This is a genomic window from Pseudophaeobacter sp. C1-32P7 (genome assembly GCF_041008775.1).
Lineage (GTDB): Bacteria > Pseudomonadota > Alphaproteobacteria > Rhodobacterales > Rhodobacteraceae > Phycobacter > Phycobacter gallaeciensis_A.
Genome location: NZ_JAXGFR010000009.1, coordinates 150,437 through 167,347 on the forward strand (window position 1 = coordinate 150,437; position 16,911 = coordinate 167,347).

A 16,911-nucleotide genomic window follows, 5' to 3' on the forward strand; every position below is an offset into this window, starting at 1 on the left:
ACGAAGGAGCCAGCAATGAGCGAAAACGTCAAGATCAACCGCGGCCTGAAGGGCGTCTACTTTGAACGCTCCGGCGTTTCAGATATTGATGGGGCCAAGGGCGAGTTGAGCTATCGCGGCTATTCCATCCACGATCTGGCTACCCATTCCACCTTTGAAGAGGTCTGTTACCTGCTGATCTACGGCGAGCTGCCAACCGCAGGGCAACTGGCGGATTTCGATGCCGATCTGAAAGCGGCGCGGGTGCTGCCGGATGAGATCCACGCCATCATCCGCGGCTGCAAGGACGGCCACCCGATGGATGTGCTGCGCACCTGTGTGTCGGCCCTTGCAGCGTTAGAGCCTGCCAGCCAGCAGGTCGGCGAGGAAGCCTTCCTCGCCAATGGCGTGCGTCTGACCAGCCAGGTGCCGATGATCATCGCCGCGCATGAAGCAATCCGCAACGGCCGCGATCCGGTGGCGCCCGACATGACCCTTGGCCATGCGGCCAACTGGCTGTGGATGCTGAAGGGAGAGAAACCCAGCGCGGATGCCGCGCGCCTGGCGGATGTGGATTTCATTCTGCACGCCGAACACGGCTCCAACGCCTCCAGCTTTGCTGCCCGCGTCACAGTCGGGACCGAGGCTAATCTTCATGGCGCCATCGTCACGGCGCTGTCGACCCTCGCGGGTCCAGCCCACGGCGGCGCCGCCGAGGACGTGATGAAAATGGTCCACGAGATCGGCACCCCGGACAAGGCCGCCGCCTACGTGAAGGCCAAGCGCGCGGCGAAAGAAGCCGTCACCGGCTTTGGCCACCGGGTCTACCGCAAGGAAGATCCCCGCGCTCGCCACATGCGCGAAGGCCTGCGCAAGCTGGGCGAGGAAATGGGCGCCCCCGAGTGGTACGAAATCCTACAGGCGGTGGTCGAGGCCATGTCTCCCTATGCGCGCCACGGGCTCAATGTGAATGTCGACTTCTATTCCGGCGTGATCTACCAGCTGCACGGCATCCCGATGGACCTATACGTGCCGATCTTTGCCATCGGGCGCATGCCCGGCTGGGTGATCCAATGCATCGAGCAACAGCGCGGCAATATCCTGATCCGACCGCTGACGCTGTACAACGGGCCGGAACCACGCGGTTATGTGCCGATCGCAGATCGCTGATCCCCACCAATACGATTTCAAAGAACAGATTCCCGAAAAAGCCGGGAAAAACAGAAAACTCTCGCGCGGCAGACTGATCCGACCTAGCCTGCCCCGACGCGACGAACAGGGATGACCCATGGGTTTCAACCAGCCTCAGATCGACACCTCGCCCCCGGTTTCCGAGGAGATCCGCCAGACCACCTGCTACATGTGCGCCTGCCGCTGCGGCATCAACGTGCACATGAAGACAGGCAGCGATGGCAAGAAACAGGTGGCCTATATCGAGGGCAACCGCGACCACCCGGTGAACAAGGGTGTCCTTTGCGCCAAGGGCAGCGCTGGCATCATGCAGCACAACGCGCCCTCGCGGCTGCGTGCGCCGCTGAAGCGGGTCGGCCCGCGCGGGTCAGGACAGTTCGAGGAAATCACCTGGGACGAGGCGCTGGATCTGGCGGCCTCCTGGATGCAACCGCTGCGCAAGAATGCACCAGAGAAGCTGGCGTTTTTCACCGGCCGCGATCAGTCGCAGAGCTTCACCAGTTTCTGGGCGCAGAATTTCGGCACTCCTAACTATGCCGCGCACGGCGGCTTTTGCTCGGTCAATATGGCGACGGCTGGCATCTACACAATGGGCGGTGCCTTCTGGGAATTCGGTCAGCCCGACTGGGATCACACCAAGCTGTTCATGCTGTTCGGCGTGGCCGAGGATCATGATAGCAACCCGATCAAGATGGGCATTGGCCGGATCAAGGCGCGCGGCGCGCGGGTGATCGGAGTCAACCCGATCCGCACCGGCTATAACGCGGTGGCGGATGACTGGGTCGGCATCACGCCGGGCACCGACGGGCTGTTCATCCTCTCCATGGTGCACGTGCTGCTGAAGGCCGGTAAGATCGATCTAGATTACCTCAGCCGCTACACCAATGCGCCGGTGCTGGTAAACGCCAGCGACGGACCTGAACAGGGCCTGTTCCTGCGCGATGAGACTGGCAAGGAGCTGGTGATCGACCGCAATACCGGCAAGCTGACCCCCTTTGACCAGCCCGGCGTGCGCCCGGACCTGCATGCCACCTACCGCCATGCCGGTGTCACCCACCGGCAAGTGTTCCACCTGATGGCTGAACGGTATCTGTCTGATGACTACGCCCCTGAAACCGTGGCCGAGCAATGCGGCATCCCCGCCAGCCGCATTCGCGCCATTGCCGCCGAAATCGCCCGCGTCGCCTTTGACGAGACGTTCGAGCTTGATCAGGAGTGGACCGATTTCCGCGGCGAGACGCACAAGACGATGGTGGGGCGCCCGGTATCCTTCCACTCCATGCGCGGGGTCTCGGCCCATGCCAACGGGTTCCAGACCTGCCGTGCGCTGCACGTCCTGCAGATCCTTCTGGGCACGGTCGAGGTACCCGGTGGTTTCCGCTTCAAACCGCCCTACCCCAAGCCCGCGACCGCGCATCCCAAACCGCACTGCGGCGTGAAACCCGACTGCGCGCTGGATGGCCCGCATCTGGGGTTTGTGCATGGCCCCGATGACTTGGCCCTCTGCAAAGACGGCAGCCCGGCCCGCATCGACAAGGCTTTCACCTGGGAAAACCCGATGAGCGCCCATGGCCTCATGCATATGGTGATCTCCAACGCCCATGCAGGCGATCCATACAAGATCGACACACTGTTCATGTATATGGCGAATATGTCGTGGAACTCCTCGATGAACACCCGCGGGGTGATCGAGATGCTGACCGACACGGACGAGGACGGCGAGTATGTCATTCCGCGCATCATCTACTCGGACGCCTATTCATCCGAAATGGTGGCCTATGCCGACCTGATCCTGCCCGACACCACCTATCTGGAGCGGCACGATTGTATCTCGCTGCTCGACCGCCCGATCTGCGAGGCGGATGCCGCTGCCGATGCCATCCGCTGGCCCGTGGTCGAACCCGACCGGGATGTGCGCGGGTTCCAGACCGCGCTGGTGCAGCTGGCGAACCGGATGAAACTGCCCGGTTTCACCAATCAGGACGGCAGCGCGAAATATCAGGATTACGCCGATTATATCGTCAACCACGAGCGTAAGCCCGGCATCGGCCCGCTGGCGGGATGGCGCGGCGATGGCGAACAGTCCGGGCGCGGCGCGGTGAACCCTGAACAACTCGACCGCTATATCGAGAATGGCGGATTTCACGTCAGCCATATCCCCGATGCGGCGCTCTACTACAAACCCTGGAACTGCGCCTATCAGGACTGGGCCGTGGGCATGGGGATCTATGACAAGCCCGAACCCTATCTGTTCCAGCTGTATGTGGAGCCGATGCGGAAATTCCAGCTGGCCGCCGAAGGATATGGGGAGCGCCAGCCCCCCGACCATCTACGCAAGCGGATCAAGGCCACCATGGATCCGCTGCCGATCTGGTACGAAACAGACCAGCAGGGCAACGAAGGGTTCACCGTCAACGCCCTCACCCAGCGCCCGATGGCGATGTATCATTCCTGGGGCAGCCAGAACGCTTGGCTGCGGCAGCTCCATGGGCGTAATCCCCTTTACGTGCCGACGAAACTGATGCGTGAGAACGGCCTGTCGGATGGGGACTGGGCGCGGGTCACCTCTCCGCACGGAGAGATCACCGTGCCGGTGATGGAGATGGCTGCGCTGAATGAAAACACGGTGTGGACCTGGAACGCCATCGGCAAGCGTAAGGGCGCCTGGGCGCTCGATAAAAACGCACCGGAAGCGACAAAGGGCTTCCTGCTCAATCACCTGATCCACGAGCTTTTACCCCCAAAGGGCGATGGACTTCGCTGGGCAAACTCGGACCCGATCACCGGACAGGCGGCCTGGTTCGACCTTAAGGTGAAGATCGAAAAGGTCGCCCCACCGGATGGCATCGCAGAAAGCCAGCCCGCGCTTGATCCGATTGCATCTCCGGTGGGCACCGGTCCGGACACACTGACATGGAAGGTAGGCAAATGACCGAGCTTCCCACACAGACAAATCGCAAGATGGGGCTGGTGATCGACCTTGATACCTGCGTCGGCTGCCATGCCTGCGTGATCTCCTGCAAAGGCTGGAACACCGAAAACTACGGCGCGCCGCTGTCGGATCAGGACCCCTATGGCGCCGATCCCTCGGGTACCTTCCTCAACCGGGTGCATTCCTATGAGGTGCAGCCGGAGCAAGGACATGCCCAGCTGGTGCATTTCCCGAAATCCTGCCTGCATTGCGAAGATGCACCCTGCGTCACCGTCTGCCCCACCGGCGCCAGCTACAAGCGGGTCGAGGATGGCATTGTTCTGGTCAATGAAAGCGACTGTATCGGCTGCGGGCTTTGCGCCTGGTCCTGCCCTTACGGTGCGCGCGAATTGGATCTGGCCGAGGGGGTGATGAAGAAATGCACCCTTTGCGTGGACCGCATCTATAACGACAACCTGCCCGAAGAGGATCGCGTGCCGTCCTGCGTGCGCACCTGCCCGGCGGGCGCACGGCATTTCGGGGATCTTGGCGATCCGGACAGCGAGGTTTCTCAACTGGTTGCGGAGCGCGGCGGCATGGATCTGATGCCGGAAATGGGCACCAAACCTGTGAACAAATACTTGCCGCCCCGCCCCAAGGACCGCATCGAGGACCAGATCGACATTCTGGCGCCGCTTCTGGCCCCCATCGCAGAGGAACCCAGCGGTTTCCTTGGCTGGCTCGACAAGGCGCTTGATAAACTGCCCGGAGGAGATCGCTGATGCATCCGGCCCCTTCCGTCATCATCTTCACCACCCTGTCCGGCCTCGGCTTTGGCCTGCTGGCCTTTCTTGGCCTTGGCATGCCTTCTGTCACCGGCTGGGTCGCCCTTGTCTTCTACCTCATCGCCTATGCGCTGGCCGTGGGCGGGCTTCTGGCCTCAACCTTTCACCTTGGTCATCCCGAACGCGCCTGGAAAGCCTTCAGCCAGTGGCGCACAAGCTGGCTCAGCCGCGAAGGCTGCACTGCCGTCGCCGCGCTGCTGGTCATGGGGCTGTATGCGGCTTGGGCTGTTTTCTGGGACGCTGATTGGCGCCTCCTCGGCCTTCTGGGCGCTGCGCTCAGCATCGGCACCGTTTTCACCACCGCGATGATCTATACGCAACTAAAGACAATCCCGCGCTGGCACAGCCCGCTGACGCCGCTGGTCTTTCTCAGCTTCGCAGTCGCGGGTGGCGCTCTACTGGCCGGTCGTGAGAGCCTTGCGCCCTGGCTTCTGGCGCTCGCCGGGGCAATCCAGTTGATCTATTGGGCCAAGACGGACAAGGCGCTGGCGCACTCCGGCACCGACATCGCCACCGCCACGGGGCTGGGCACTCACGGCAGCGTGCGCGCATTCGAGCCGCCCCATACGGGCAGCAATTACCTACTTCGGGAATTCGTCTATGTGGTGGGCCGCAAACACGCGCTGAAGCTGCGCATCATCGGCTTTGGCCTGGGGTTCGCGCTGCCGATTGCCCTGATGGTGATGCCGTTTGACAGCGTGATGATGAAACACCTGATGGCAGGCGTCGCGGTGCTGCTGCATATCGCAGGGATTGCCTGCCTGCGCTGGCTGTTCTTTGCCCAGGCTGAACATGTCGTCGGCCTCTACTACGGCAAACGCTGAACGCATCTGATTTGAACAACGAAAAAGGCGGCCCCGAAAGGAGCCGCCTTTTTAAATCGGAAAACCGGTTGGCCTTAGATCAGACCTGCGTGCTTCATGGCCGCGTCGATCGCTGCCTTGGTGCTGTCCTCCAGCGTGGTCAGCGGGCAGCGGACCTCTTCGCTGCACAGGCCCAGCTTGGACAGGCCGTATTTCGCGCCCACAAGGCCCGGCTCGATAAAGACCGCCTCGTGCAGGGGCATCAGGCGGTCCTGATAGTCCAGCGCGGTCTTGTAGTCGCCTGCAAGGGTCGCGGCCTGGAACTCAGCGCAGAGTTTCGGCGCCACGTTTGCGGTGACCGAGATGCAGCCAACGCCGCCATGGGCATTGAAGCCAAGCGCGGTTGCATCCTCACCCGACAGCTGGATGAAGTCGGGACCACACGAACCGCGCTGCTGGCTGACCCGGGCCAGATCGCCGGTGGCATCCTTGACGCCAACGATACGGGGCAGCTTGGCCAGCTCACCCATGGTCGCCGGTGTCATGTCGACGACCGAGCGGCCCGGAATGTTGTAGATCACGATCGGAATATCGGCGCAGTCGTGCAGGGCCTCAAAATGCGCCACCATACCGCGCTGGGTCGGCTTATTGTAATAGGGCGTCACCACCAGCGCCGCATCAGCACCGATACGCGCCGCAAACTCGACAAAACGAATCGCTTCGACGGTGTTGTTGGAGCCAGCGCCCGCGATGACTGGCACCCGGCCTGCAGTCGCCTTGACCACCTCGGCGATCACGGTCTCGTGCTCTTCATGGCTCAGCGTCGGGCTTTCGCCAGTGGTGCCAACGGGCACAATACCGGTCGAGCCCTGCTCGATATGCCATTCTACCAAGTGTTTGAGCGTATCCAGATCCAGCTCGCCGTTGCGAAACGGGGTGACGAGGGCTGGCATAGAGCCTTTGAACATGGGCACGCTCCCTTAGTTGCGAATGGTCGGCAGGCAAAGCGCCGCCGGAATAGTGGACTTGACCGGGTTTTGAGTTGATACCGGCGCGTCACGGATTATCGTCACAGCCTCTATCCCCGGTTCACGAGAAAATGCAAGACATGACACGCATTCTGGCCTTCATTCTGCTGCTCCTGCCCCTGCTTACTCCGCAGATAGCCCGGGCAGACAGGCTTGCTGACGCTCTGGAGCTGATCCGGGGGCAGCAATGGGACGCCGCCGGAGAGATGGCAGGCCCCGAAGCCACCGTCGCCCGCGACGTGATCGAATGGCACCGTCTGCGCGCGGGCGAAGGCTCGGCGCGCGATGTCATGGCCTTTTTGGCACGCCGCCCCGACTGGCCCGGCCTGCCCTATCTGCGGGAAAAAAGCGAAGCGGCACTGGCCACGGCCGACCGCGAGACCATTCTGTCATTCTACTCTGGCAACCGCCCCCAGACAGCCGAAGGCGCGCTGAGCCTTGGCCGCGCGCTGATCGCGGCGGGGCGCCGGGGCGATGGTGAGGCCGAAATCGTCATGGCCTGGCGCACCATGCCGATGACGTCCGAGGTACAGGACGCCTATCTCGCCGATTTCAGCACCCTGCTGCAACCGCATCATGCGGCGCGGCTGAACCGGCTCTTGTGGGACCGCCACCATGTCAGTGCGCCGCGCATGCTGGACCTGGTGCCGGACGGTCCGCGCAAGCTGGCCGAGGCCCGTCTGGCCCTGCAGCAGCGCACCCCGGGCGTCGATGCCAAGATCGCGGCGATCCCAGCGGATTTGCAGGATGATGCCGGTCTGGCCTACGACCGGTTCGACTGGCGCGACAAAAAAGGACGCCGCGAGGACGCCATCCAGATGCTAATGGATCGCAGCACCAGCGCCGACAAACTGGGAGCGCCGGAAAAATGGCTGCGCCGCCGCCGCGATCTGGCCCGGCAGGACATGCGGGACGGCAACCACGAACGCGCCTACCAGCTGGCCGCCCATCATTTTTCCACGCCCGAAGCAGGCTATGGCTATTCTGACTGCGAATGGCTGGCTGGCTATATTGCCCTGCGCAAGCTGAACGATCCCGGTCTGGCCGCAAAGCATTTCGAGCGCTTCCTCGCCTCGGTCGAAACCCCGATCTCGGTCGGGCGCGGCGGCTACTGGTTGGGCCGTGCCTATGCCGAGATGGGAGAAGTGAACAAGGCGCATGATGCCTATTCCCGGGCTGCCGCCTATCAAACCTCCTTTTATGGGATCCTCGCCGCCGACGCGCTTGGTCGACCTTTCGATCCGGATCTTGCCAATCCGCCTGCGCTGCCGGACTGGCGCAGTGCCCCCTACCTCAATTCCTCGGTCACCGAAGCGGGTCTGCTGCTGCTGCGCGCCGGAGAGGATGTGCTGGCCGAACGGTTCCTCACCCATCTGACCGAAAGCCTGCCGTCCGAGCAGGCCTTTCAGCTGGGTCAGATGGCGGTGGAAATGGACCGGCCACACCTGGCAGTGATGATCGGCAAACGCGCGGCACAATCCGGGATCGAGCTGAAAGGCGCCTATTACCCGCTGCACCCGGTGGCGAAAAAGGACCTGCCGATGGCGCCCGAGATGACCCTGGCCATCGCCCGGCGCGAAAGCGAATTCGACCCCGGCGTGATCAGCCACGCAGGCGCACGCGGGCTGATGCAGGTGATGCCCGCCACAGCAAAACTGGTGGCGAATGAACTGGGCATCCTGTCCGAGCACGAGACCGCCCGCCTGACCGCTGAATGGGACTATAACGCAACCCTTGGCGCGCAGTATCTTGCCCGTCTCGCCGAAGAGTTCGGTGGCAACGTGGTGATGATGGCAGCTGGCTATAACGCAGGCCCGCATCGCCCTGCGGCCTGGATGGAACGCTATGGCGACCCCCGCGACGGCACCCCGAACATCATCGACTGGATCGAGCACATCCCCTTCAACGAGACCCGCAACTACGTGATGCGCGTCACCGAAAGCCTGCCGGTCTATCGTGCACGGCTGGGGCAGACACCGCTGCCGGTGCCGTTTTCGCGGGAGTTGACCGGATCAACGCTGGCGGCGTTCGCGCCATAGGGTGAACAGCCCCGCCGCCACCACGATCCCGGCGCCCAGCGCCACGTTAAACCGGATGGTTTCAGAAAAGATCACAAGCCCCAGCATCGCCGCCCAGGGCAGTTGCAGATAGGCAAAGGGCTGCACCGCGCTTGCCTCTGCCGCCTCATAGCAACGGATCAGCAGATAGTGCCCCAGAGCGCCGGTCAGGCACAATAGCCCCATCCAACCCCAGTCCGGCGCGCTCATTGCCTCCCAGTTCCACAGGCCGATCGGCGTCATGAAGACAACGCCGACAACGCCCACGTAAAAGAAACTGGTGGCCGAATTGTCCTTGCGCGCGGCATAGCGCGTCAGAAGCCCATAAAGAGCGAACATCAGTGCAGCCAGCAGCGGTACCAGTGCAGACGGTTGGAACACGCCGATCCCCGGCTCCAGAATGATCAACACCCCAAGGAAACCGATAAGAATGGCGCTCCACCGCCAGATCCCGACCTTCTCCCCCAGGATCGGCCCGGACAGGGCCGCGATCATCAAGGGGTAGGACACAAAGACCGCGTGGCTTTCCACCAGCCCCAAGAGGGTAAAGGCCAGAACCATGACACAGATTTCCGCCGCGCAGACAAAGCCGCGAAAGATCTGTAGCCAGATCTGCCGGGTCCGCGCCACCTTTTTCAGACCGCCCGGCTGCCGCAAAGCGATGGAGACGACAAACAGAGACAGGAACCAATAGCGGATCATCACCACCATGTAGACGTTGTATTCCCCCGCCAGATGTCGCGAGATCCCGTCCTGAAGCGCAAACACGATGGTGGCGCCAATCATCAGCATCACGCCCAGCCGCGTGTTATTGCCTGCCTCGTGGACTTCTACGCTGCTCATGCCAGCTCCGCCTTTGTCATATGTCGTTTGCGTCCATAGCCAGGTATACGTGTGACAGCAAAGCCCGCCGCCTCCAGGCCCCGGCGCACGAAGCCCGCCGCCGTATAGGTCGCGGCGCTGCCGCCCGCGGCGGTGTGCCAGGCCACCTCGGCCATCAAATCCTCACCCCACAGTTCCGGGTTCTTGGCCGGGGAAAACCCGTCCAGAAACCAGGCATCAGCACGCCCCGTCCACTCTGGCAGCGACAGGCGCGCGTCGCCGGTGATCATCTCGAACCGAAGCGTGCCCAGATCGCAGCTGCCCTGCCCCGTCCAGACCGCGAAGAACCTTTCGGCCCAGGGCGCGACCGCAGGAAAGGCCTCCAGCGCCCGGGCCATATCGCCAGGCACCATTGGAAAGGCCTCGAAACTTGTAAACTGCAATGCGCCGTCCTGCCCGCTGTCCTCCCACAGCTTCCAGGCGGCGAGCAGGTTCAGACCGGTCCCGAACCCCAGCTCGGCAATATGGAAACCGGGGCGGAACCGCGCAGGCAGATCATTCCCGGCCAGGAACACGTGGCCCGTCTCCGCCAGCCCGTCGTGAATCGAAAAATAGGGATCATCGAACTGATCGGACACCGGAATGATGCCATCACGCCAACTGAGCCGGGCCTGCTGGTCTGCCATGCTATTTTCCCCTAAGTGATGTCACGGAACGGCGCGACACTGGCGAAAGGGCGGGCGAATGGCAATGGCAGATATCACGGTGCGCGGCGCGGGCATTTTTGGTCTTTCGATCGCCTGGATCTGCGCCCGGCGCGGCGCAAGGGTGCAGGTGATCGACCCCTTCGGCCCCGGCGCCGGTTCCAGCGGTGGCCTTGTCGGTGCCCTCGCCCCGCATGTGCCGGAAAACTGGAATGCCAAGAAACAGTTCCAGTTCGAAAGTCTTTTGATGGCACAAGATTTCTGGCGCGATGTGGAACATGCGGGCGGCGTCTCCCCCGGCTATGGCCGCACCGGCCGTCTGCAGCCCATCAATGACGATCGAGTGCTGGATTTGGCCCGCCAGCGCGAAAGCACCGCTGCCCAGCTTTGGCGCACCGATGCCGGGCAACAGGCCGAATGGCGCATTTGCGCGACAGAGGAGTTTGGAGGGTGGGCCCCACCCAGTGCCACCGGCCTTGTGATTCACGACACGCTCAGCGCCCGCATGCATCCGCGCCGAGCCTGTGGTGCTCTCGTCGCAGCGTTGAAGGCACAGGGTGTGGCTGTAGGCGCAGACGGTACCGATCAGGGTCAGGTTGTTCACGCCACCGGCCATGCAGGGCTACTGAACCTGAACCAAACGCTCGGCAAAACCGTGGGCAAAACCATCGGCAACGGTGTCAAAGGACAGGCCGCCCTGCTGCGCCATGATGCCGGAGAGGTTCCCCAGCTTTACGCCGACAGCCTGCACATCATCCCGCATGCGGATGGCACAGTGGCCATCGGCTCCACCAGCGAGCGGGAGTTCGAAAACGGCACAGAGACGGACGCTCAGCTCGACGACATCCTTGCACGCGCACGCGCCGCCGTTCCCATTCTCCAAGGCGCCGAGGTCATCGAACGCTGGGCCGGGGTGCGCCCGCGCGCAAGATCCCGGGCACCAATGCTTGGCCCCTGGCCGGGCCGCAGCGGGCATTTCATCTCCAACGGAGGCTTCAAGATCGGCTTCGGCATGGCCCCCAAGGTCGCCGAGGTCATGGCCGATCTGCTGCTGGACCAGATCGATGCCATCCCTGCAGGCTTCCGCGTCGAAGACAACCTCTGACACCGCCGCCTCTGCCCCACCGTTTCGCTCCGGGTCAAGGGAGGCGCAGCCTGCGCGCATCGCGCGCCTTGCCCTTGAGGCGGGGCGGAACATCCCAAACTGGAACAGGCGCTTTTGAGGGCAGATCTGCCCCTCAAAACGCTTCTCAGCAGATCTTTTCACGCCGCGCAGCGGCGCCGGGCCCAACTGGCAGCGCCCTATTCGCAGAATATGGCCCGGCAGGCGGGAGCCTCCGCCTCATGCGAACTCTGCCGTGGCGCTCATGCATTGTCGTCCATCCGGGCCTCTGACCCACAGATCCGCGCCATTGCGGCAAAACGTAGCCGTTTCAAAATTCATCAATGGCGAGGACGCGCGGAAGGCAAAGCGGCGCAAGGCACCCCCCACCTCCTCGGCCAGCAACATCAGGTGTTGCGCCAAAAGCGGACCATGCACCACCAGACCGTCATAGCCTTCGACATCGCGCGCATAGTCGAGATCATAGTGGATCCGGTGCCCGTTGAAGGTCAGCGCCGAATAGCGGAACAGCAGCGTCGATGAAAACGCCGCCTCCCGCGCATCACGCTCATCCGTCCGCGCCTCGGGCGGCACCGGTTTTGGCGCCTGTGGGTCCGGATCCTCGCGATAGACAAGATCCTGCCATTCGGTGAGGCACAGTTGTCCCTCCTGCCAGATCTCATGGCGCAGGGTCACGAATGCCAACGGCCCGCTGCGCCCGTTTTTATGTTCGGCCTTTTCCAGAACTGAGCGTTTTTCTGCCGGACCGCCCGCCCGCAGGGGCGCGTCGAACTGCAGCTGCCCGCCAGCCCACATGCGCCGGGGCAGACCCAGATCCGGGATCAGCCCCCCTGTGCCGCCGACCCGCGGATGACCATCGCGGCCCAGTGCCTCGGGCGGCTGCGGGGTCCAGAAATACAGTTGGTGAAAGAACGGCGGCAGAACGCTGCCCTCGGTGACTTCCGCTTGCTGCCCCAGCGCCACCTGAAAGGCTGCGGCGCGGGCCGGGTCCATGACATCGGTTTGCCGGACCTCAGAGCTGGTATCGGGGCCAGGTTCGGTACGGGTGGCGGGATTTTTGGGACTGAATTCGCTCATCCCGTGACCTTAGCCACGTCTTCGGAAAGGACAAGCCGCCGAAGACCGGGAGGGACGCTGACGCGCCCCTGCCCTTTACGGTTTGATCAGCGCTCGATTTCGCTGCGCAGGTTCTGCATCAGCGCCTCCAGCGAGCCCCGATAGATCTCGCTTGTCAGCTGGCCGCTTTCGTCGAACTCCTTGGAGGAATTGGCCAGATGCACCTCGGGCCCGGACACAAGGCGCGGCTGAAACGGCACCATGAAACCGCGCAGCACCATCTGCGCCCGCTCACCACCCGAGCGGCCACCCGCCGCCGACATGACTGCCACGGGTTTACCCGCCCAGGGCTTGCCCTTGGTACGGCTGACCCAATCCAGCGCGTTCTTCAGAACCCCAGAGGGGCCTTTGTTATACTCCGGGGTCGAGATCAACACCGCATCCGCCGCAGCGATCTGATCAGCCAAGAGCTGCACCCCGGCAGGCACACCATCGCGATCTTCGTCATCGCCATCGTACAGCGGCAGGTTCAGGTCGCCCTCCACGTGGGAGCAGGCACCGAACAGACGCACCACCTCTTTCAGCAGCATGCGATTGGTTGCAGCCCCACGTAGGGATCCGGAGAGAGTGAGAAGTAGCGGATCGGACATCAGAACATTCCTCGACTAACACATTGACATGCAAGGCCCTGTCATGGGCCTGACTTACCAATAGCTTAAGCAAAGACCGGGATGCCTCATACCCGAATGACCGCGCAAGTGTTGTGCATCAACTGGCAAAGCCCGCGCCCGGGGGCGCGGAAATGCACAGCCTGCGCGCGTCTTGGCGCAGATCACCCGGCCTGCTAGGTTCAGCCGCCGGTGGGGATGACGACGATTTCCACCCGCCGGTTCTGCGCCTTGCCAGCTTCGGTCAGATTGCTGGCCACGGGCTGCTCTTCGCCGCGCCCGATGGTGCGGATCCGGTTATAGGGCACACCGCCAGCCTGGATCTGATCGGCCACGGCATTGGCGCGACGCTCGGACAGGCCCTGATTATAGGCCGCATCCCCGTCACTGTCGGTATGGCCGATGACCTGCACGGTACTGTTGGGATAGCGCACCAGACTGTCCGCCACTTTCAACAGGTCAGAACGAACCGACGGGCTGATTGCGGAACTGTCGGTGGCAAAGGTCAGATCGTTAGGCAGCGACACCACCAGCCGGTCGCCGGTGTTCACGATCGAGATGCCGTCATTGGAAATCGACTGACGCAACTCGGCTTCCTGCTTGTCCAGTTGGCTGCCGATCAGCCCGCCCGCAATCGCCCCGACCGCAGCGCCGCCCAGAACGGCGCCCGTCTTGTTGCTGGAATTCGACAGGGCTCCGATACCCGCACCCAGAATACCGCCTGCAATCAGGCCCTGCTTTTCCTTGCTGGGCGTTCCATCGCTGTTCAGCAGTGCCGGATCGGTGCAGGCGCCAAGGCCCAGCGCAACCGTCACTGCCGCAACCGTCGAGAATTTCAAAATCGTCATTTTGCCAACCTTCTTGCCTGTTTCGCGCGCCTCTGTCCGGGCTTGGCTCGTCCTTGCCCGGCTAGGTCTCACGCATCGCTGATTTTATTTGATATATCATCGCTGCGGCGCTGCTGCTCAAGCGCAGAGTGCAAAACCTAGGCGGTTTGCCGCCCAGTTCCTTCGGCTTCGCCTGCCACAGCCGGAAAGTCCGCTTCCTTCTCCGACGCGCTGTCATCACGCGCGGCCTCAAAAGCCAGCATCGCGCGTTTGACCGGCACTCCCCAGTGATAGCCACCGATATCGCCGCCCTTGCGCAGGACCCGGTGGCAGGGAATGAGCCAGCTCATAGGGTTCTTGCCCACAGCCGTCCCCACGGCCCGCACCGCGCGTGGGTTATCAATGGCACGGGCGAGTTCGGAGTATGTGGTGACATGGCCCGACGGGATCCGCAGTAGCGCCTCCCAGACCTTGATCTGCAGCGGCGCGCCCATCATGTGCAGCGCAGCCTCGCCTTTTTGGGCAAAGATCGCCTCGGCCAAGGGGCGCAGCATCATCGGGTCTTCGACATAATCGGCATTTGGCCAGCGCGCGCGCATATCGGCCAGGGTCGGCTCAGCCCCGGTTTCGGCCGCAAAAGCGAGACCACAGATCCCCTTCTCGGTGCCCATGACAAGCGCCAAACCGAATGGACTGTCGAACCAACCCCAACGGATTGTCAGCCCCGCGCCTTTGCGGGCGTATTCGCCGGGGCTCATCGCCTCCCAGCGCAGAAACAGATCGTGCAGCCGACCGGATCCGGACAGCCCCACCGCGTGGGCCGTTTCAAGGGTTGAAAACCGCTCTTGCAGCAGGCTCTTGGCGTGGCCCAGCCGCAGATACTGCTGATAGCGTTTGGGCGACACACCAACCCAGGCCGAAAACACCCGCTGGAAATGCGCCGGGCTCATGTTCATGTGGGCGGCCAGCTCTGCAAGACCCAGGCCCTCTCCGCCTGCATCGATCAGCTCAATGGCCCGGCCTATGACGCCATAGTGATAGCTCTGTTCACCCGCTTCGCGCATCTTTCCCTGTTCTCCTGCAAAGGGTCCGGTCACACAGTAGAGCGGACACCGGCGACCGGCGACCCGGAATTTGCGCATTGCGGGTGTCAGAGCGATCTGTTGCAAGCACAACAGCGCCTGCGGCACGGTGAAACCGTTGGTGTTTTTTCATTTGCGCCCTTCGCCGCAGACCGGCAAAAGGAGCAGCATGGCCAAGCAACTCGACTATCATACACTGCGCGAAATCTTTTCGCGTTTTCAGGCCGCCGAGCCGGAACCCAAGGGCGAATTGGATCACGTCAACGCCTATACGCTGGTGGTGGCCGTCGCCCTGTCGGCGCAGGCGACGGATGCAGGCGTCAACAAGGCAACGCATGAGCTGTTCAAGATCGCCGATACGCCGCAAAAGATGCTCGACCTCGGCGAAGAGGGGCTGATTGAACATATCAAGACGATCGGCCTTTACCGCAACAAGGCCAAGAACGTCATCAAGATGGCCCGCATTCTGGTCGACGACTACGGCGGCGAGGTGCCCAATTCCCGCGCCGCATTGCAATCCCTGCCCGGTGTCGGCCGTAAGACCGCCAATGTGGTTCTGAACATGTGGTGGCATTACCCGGCACAAGCGGTGGATACGCATATTTTCCGGGTTGGCAACCGCTCGGGCATCTGCCCGGGCAAGGATGTGGACGCGGTCGAACGCGCCATCGAAGACAATATTCCGGTCGATTTCCAGCAGCATGCCCATCACTGGCTGATCCTGCACGGCCGCTATCACTGCAAGGCACGCAAGCCGATGTGCGGCACCTGCCTCATCCGCGACCTGTGCCAATACGAGGACAAGAATCTATGAAGACCTACCAGATTGTCGGCATCGGCAATGCCGTCGTCGATGTGATCAGCCAATGCGATGACAGCTTTCTCGATCACATGGGGATCGAGAAAGGCATCATGCAGCTGATCGAACGGGATCGCGGCGAAGTGCTTTACGGTGCGATGGAAGGCCGCGTGCAAACCCCCGGTGGCTCGGTCGCCAATACCATTGCCGGTGCAGGTGCGCTTGGCATCGATGCGGCCTTTATCGGGCGCGTGCATGACGATGCTCTGGGCCGGTTCTACGCCGACGCGATGAACGAAGATGGCGTCGATTTCGTCAACCCGCCGGTCCCGGGGGGCGAGCTGCCGACGTCGCGCTCGATGATCTTCGTCTCCCCGGACGGGGAGCGGTCGATGAACACCTATCTTGGCATTTCCTCCGAGCTCAGCTCTGCAGATGTGCCGAACGAGGTGGCCGGGCAGACCCAGATCATGTTCCTTGAGGGTTATCTCTTCGACAAGGACAAGGGCAAGACCGCCTTCATGGAAGCTGCGCGCGATTGCCGCAAGGGTGGCGGCAAGCCCGGTATCGCGATTTCCGATCCGTTTTGCGTCGAACGCCACCGCGCCGACTTCCTGTCGCTTATCGAGAATGAACTGGAATTCGTGATCGGCAACGAAGCCGAAATCCGCTCGCTGTTTGAAACCGAAGATCTGGAGGAGGCCCTGGCCAAGACCGCCGCAATCTGTCCGCTGGTGGTCTGCACCCGCTCCGGCGACGGGGTTTCGGTGATTGCGGGCGAGACCCGCATCGATGTTCCGGTCACCAAGGTCGTGCCCGTCGATGCTACCGGTGCTGGCGATCAGTTCGCGGCCGGGTTCCTCTTCGGTCTGGCAACGGGCCGCGATCTGGAGACCTGCGCCAAGATCGGCAACGTCTGCGCCGCCGAGGTGATCAGCCATATCGGCCCGCGTCCCGAAAAGGACATGCGCGCGGTGCTGCAGGCCGAAGGGCTGCTCTAAGTCACAGAGCCAAAT

General features: G+C 62.7%; 15 protein-coding genes. 8 read left to right on the forward strand and 7 right to left on the reverse strand.

All coding sequences use genetic code 11. The annotated features are described in order from the left end of the window. Nucleotides 1-15 precede the first annotated feature (15 nt). The 4 genes from SM763_RS14585 (at nucleotide 16) to SM763_RS14600 (ending at nucleotide 5,750) form a co-directional block, all read left to right on the forward strand. On the forward strand, nucleotides 16-1,149 hold the full coding sequence (locus SM763_RS14585; RefSeq protein ID WP_368998963.1) for a citrate/2-methylcitrate synthase: 1,134 nt from the start codon (nucleotides 16-18) through the stop codon (nucleotides 1,147-1,149). Between the two features lie 118 nt (nucleotides 1,150-1,267). Next, complete coding sequence (locus tag SM763_RS14590; protein ID WP_368998964.1) at nucleotides 1,268-4,102, forward strand: molybdopterin oxidoreductase family protein; 2,835 nt, start codon at nucleotides 1,268-1,270, stop codon at nucleotides 4,100-4,102. After that, the gene (locus tag SM763_RS14595; RefSeq protein ID WP_368998965.1) at nucleotides 4,099-4,863 is read left to right on the forward strand and encodes a 4Fe-4S dicluster domain-containing protein; all 765 of its coding nucleotides are present in this window, start codon (nucleotides 4,099-4,101) and stop codon (nucleotides 4,861-4,863) included. Before SM763_RS14590 ends, SM763_RS14595 begins: the two co-directional genes overlap by 4 nt. After that, nucleotides 4,863-5,750 (forward strand): dimethyl sulfoxide reductase anchor subunit family protein, encoded by an 888-nt coding sequence (locus tag SM763_RS14600; protein WP_368998966.1) that lies wholly within the window; start codon nucleotides 4,863-4,865, stop codon nucleotides 5,748-5,750. The genes SM763_RS14595 and SM763_RS14600 overlap by 1 nt, the downstream gene beginning before the upstream one ends. Nucleotides 5,751-5,824: 74 nt before the next feature. Here SM763_RS14600 and dapA read toward each other — a convergent pair whose 3' ends face one another. Continuing rightward, a complete protein-coding gene (gene dapA / locus SM763_RS14605; protein WP_368998967.1) occupies nucleotides 5,825-6,697 on the reverse strand; it encodes a 4-hydroxy-tetrahydrodipicolinate synthase in 873 nt (290 codons plus the stop codon). Between the two features lie 140 nt (nucleotides 6,698-6,837). Between dapA and SM763_RS14610 the strand changes: the two genes are divergently transcribed. Next, nucleotides 6,838-8,796, forward strand: a complete 1,959-nt coding sequence (locus SM763_RS14610; RefSeq protein ID WP_368998968.1) for a lytic transglycosylase domain-containing protein — start codon at nucleotides 6,838-6,840, stop codon at nucleotides 8,794-8,796. Here SM763_RS14610 and SM763_RS14615 read toward each other — a convergent pair. Next, complete coding sequence (locus SM763_RS14615; protein WP_368998969.1) at nucleotides 8,770-9,657, reverse strand: DMT family transporter; 888 nt, start codon at nucleotides 9,655-9,657, stop codon at nucleotides 8,770-8,772. The two genes, SM763_RS14610 and SM763_RS14615, sit on opposite strands and share 27 nt — an antisense overlap. Next, complete coding sequence (mnmC2, locus tag SM763_RS14620) at nucleotides 9,654-10,322, reverse strand: tRNA (5-methylaminomethyl-2-thiouridine)(34)-methyltransferase MnmC2 (RefSeq protein WP_368998970.1); 669 nt, start codon at nucleotides 10,320-10,322, stop codon at nucleotides 9,654-9,656. Before mnmC2 ends, SM763_RS14615 begins: the two co-directional genes overlap by 4 nt. Nucleotides 10,323-10,380: 58 nt before the next feature. Between mnmC2 and SM763_RS14625 the strand changes: the two genes are divergently transcribed. Next, nucleotides 10,381-11,445 carry an NAD(P)/FAD-dependent oxidoreductase gene (locus SM763_RS14625; protein WP_368998971.1) on the forward strand — a complete coding sequence of 355 codons (1,065 nt, stop codon included), beginning with the start codon at nucleotides 10,381-10,383 and terminating at the stop codon, nucleotides 11,443-11,445. A gap of 237 nt (nucleotides 11,446-11,682) precedes the next feature. On the opposite strand, the gene SM763_RS14630 is transcribed toward SM763_RS14625, so the two are convergent. From SM763_RS14630 to SM763_RS14645, 4 genes are all read right to left on the reverse strand, one after another. After that, nucleotides 11,683-12,540, reverse strand: a complete 858-nt coding sequence (locus tag SM763_RS14630; protein WP_490363287.1) for an HTD2 family dehydratase — start codon at nucleotides 12,538-12,540, stop codon at nucleotides 11,683-11,685. Between the two features lie 86 nt (nucleotides 12,541-12,626). Then, nucleotides 12,627-13,169, reverse strand: coding sequence for an NADPH-dependent FMN reductase (locus tag SM763_RS14635; RefSeq protein ID WP_368998972.1), 543 nt, complete (start codon nucleotides 13,167-13,169; stop codon nucleotides 12,627-12,629). A gap of 200 nt (nucleotides 13,170-13,369) precedes the next feature. Continuing rightward, on the reverse strand, nucleotides 13,370-14,035 hold the full coding sequence (locus tag SM763_RS14640; RefSeq protein ID WP_368998973.1) for a YiaD family glycine zipper/OmpA-like lipoprotein: 666 nt from the start codon (nucleotides 14,033-14,035) through the stop codon (nucleotides 13,370-13,372). Nucleotides 14,036-14,172: 137 nt separating this feature from the next. Then, nucleotides 14,173-15,078, reverse strand: a complete 906-nt coding sequence (locus tag SM763_RS14645; protein ID WP_368998974.1) for a methylated-DNA--[protein]-cysteine S-methyltransferase — start codon at nucleotides 15,076-15,078, stop codon at nucleotides 14,173-14,175. Between the two features lie 187 nt (nucleotides 15,079-15,265). On the opposite strand from SM763_RS14645, the gene nth reads away from it, so the two are divergent. Next, a complete protein-coding gene (nth, locus tag SM763_RS14650) occupies nucleotides 15,266-15,910 on the forward strand; it encodes an endonuclease III (RefSeq protein ID WP_368998975.1) in 645 nt (214 codons plus the stop codon). Beyond that, nucleotides 15,907-16,896, forward strand: a complete 990-nt coding sequence (locus SM763_RS14655) for an adenosine kinase (protein WP_368998976.1) — start codon at nucleotides 15,907-15,909, stop codon at nucleotides 16,894-16,896. The genes nth and SM763_RS14655 overlap by 4 nt, the downstream gene beginning before the upstream one ends. The last annotated feature ends 15 nt before the right edge of the window (nucleotides 16,897-16,911 follow it).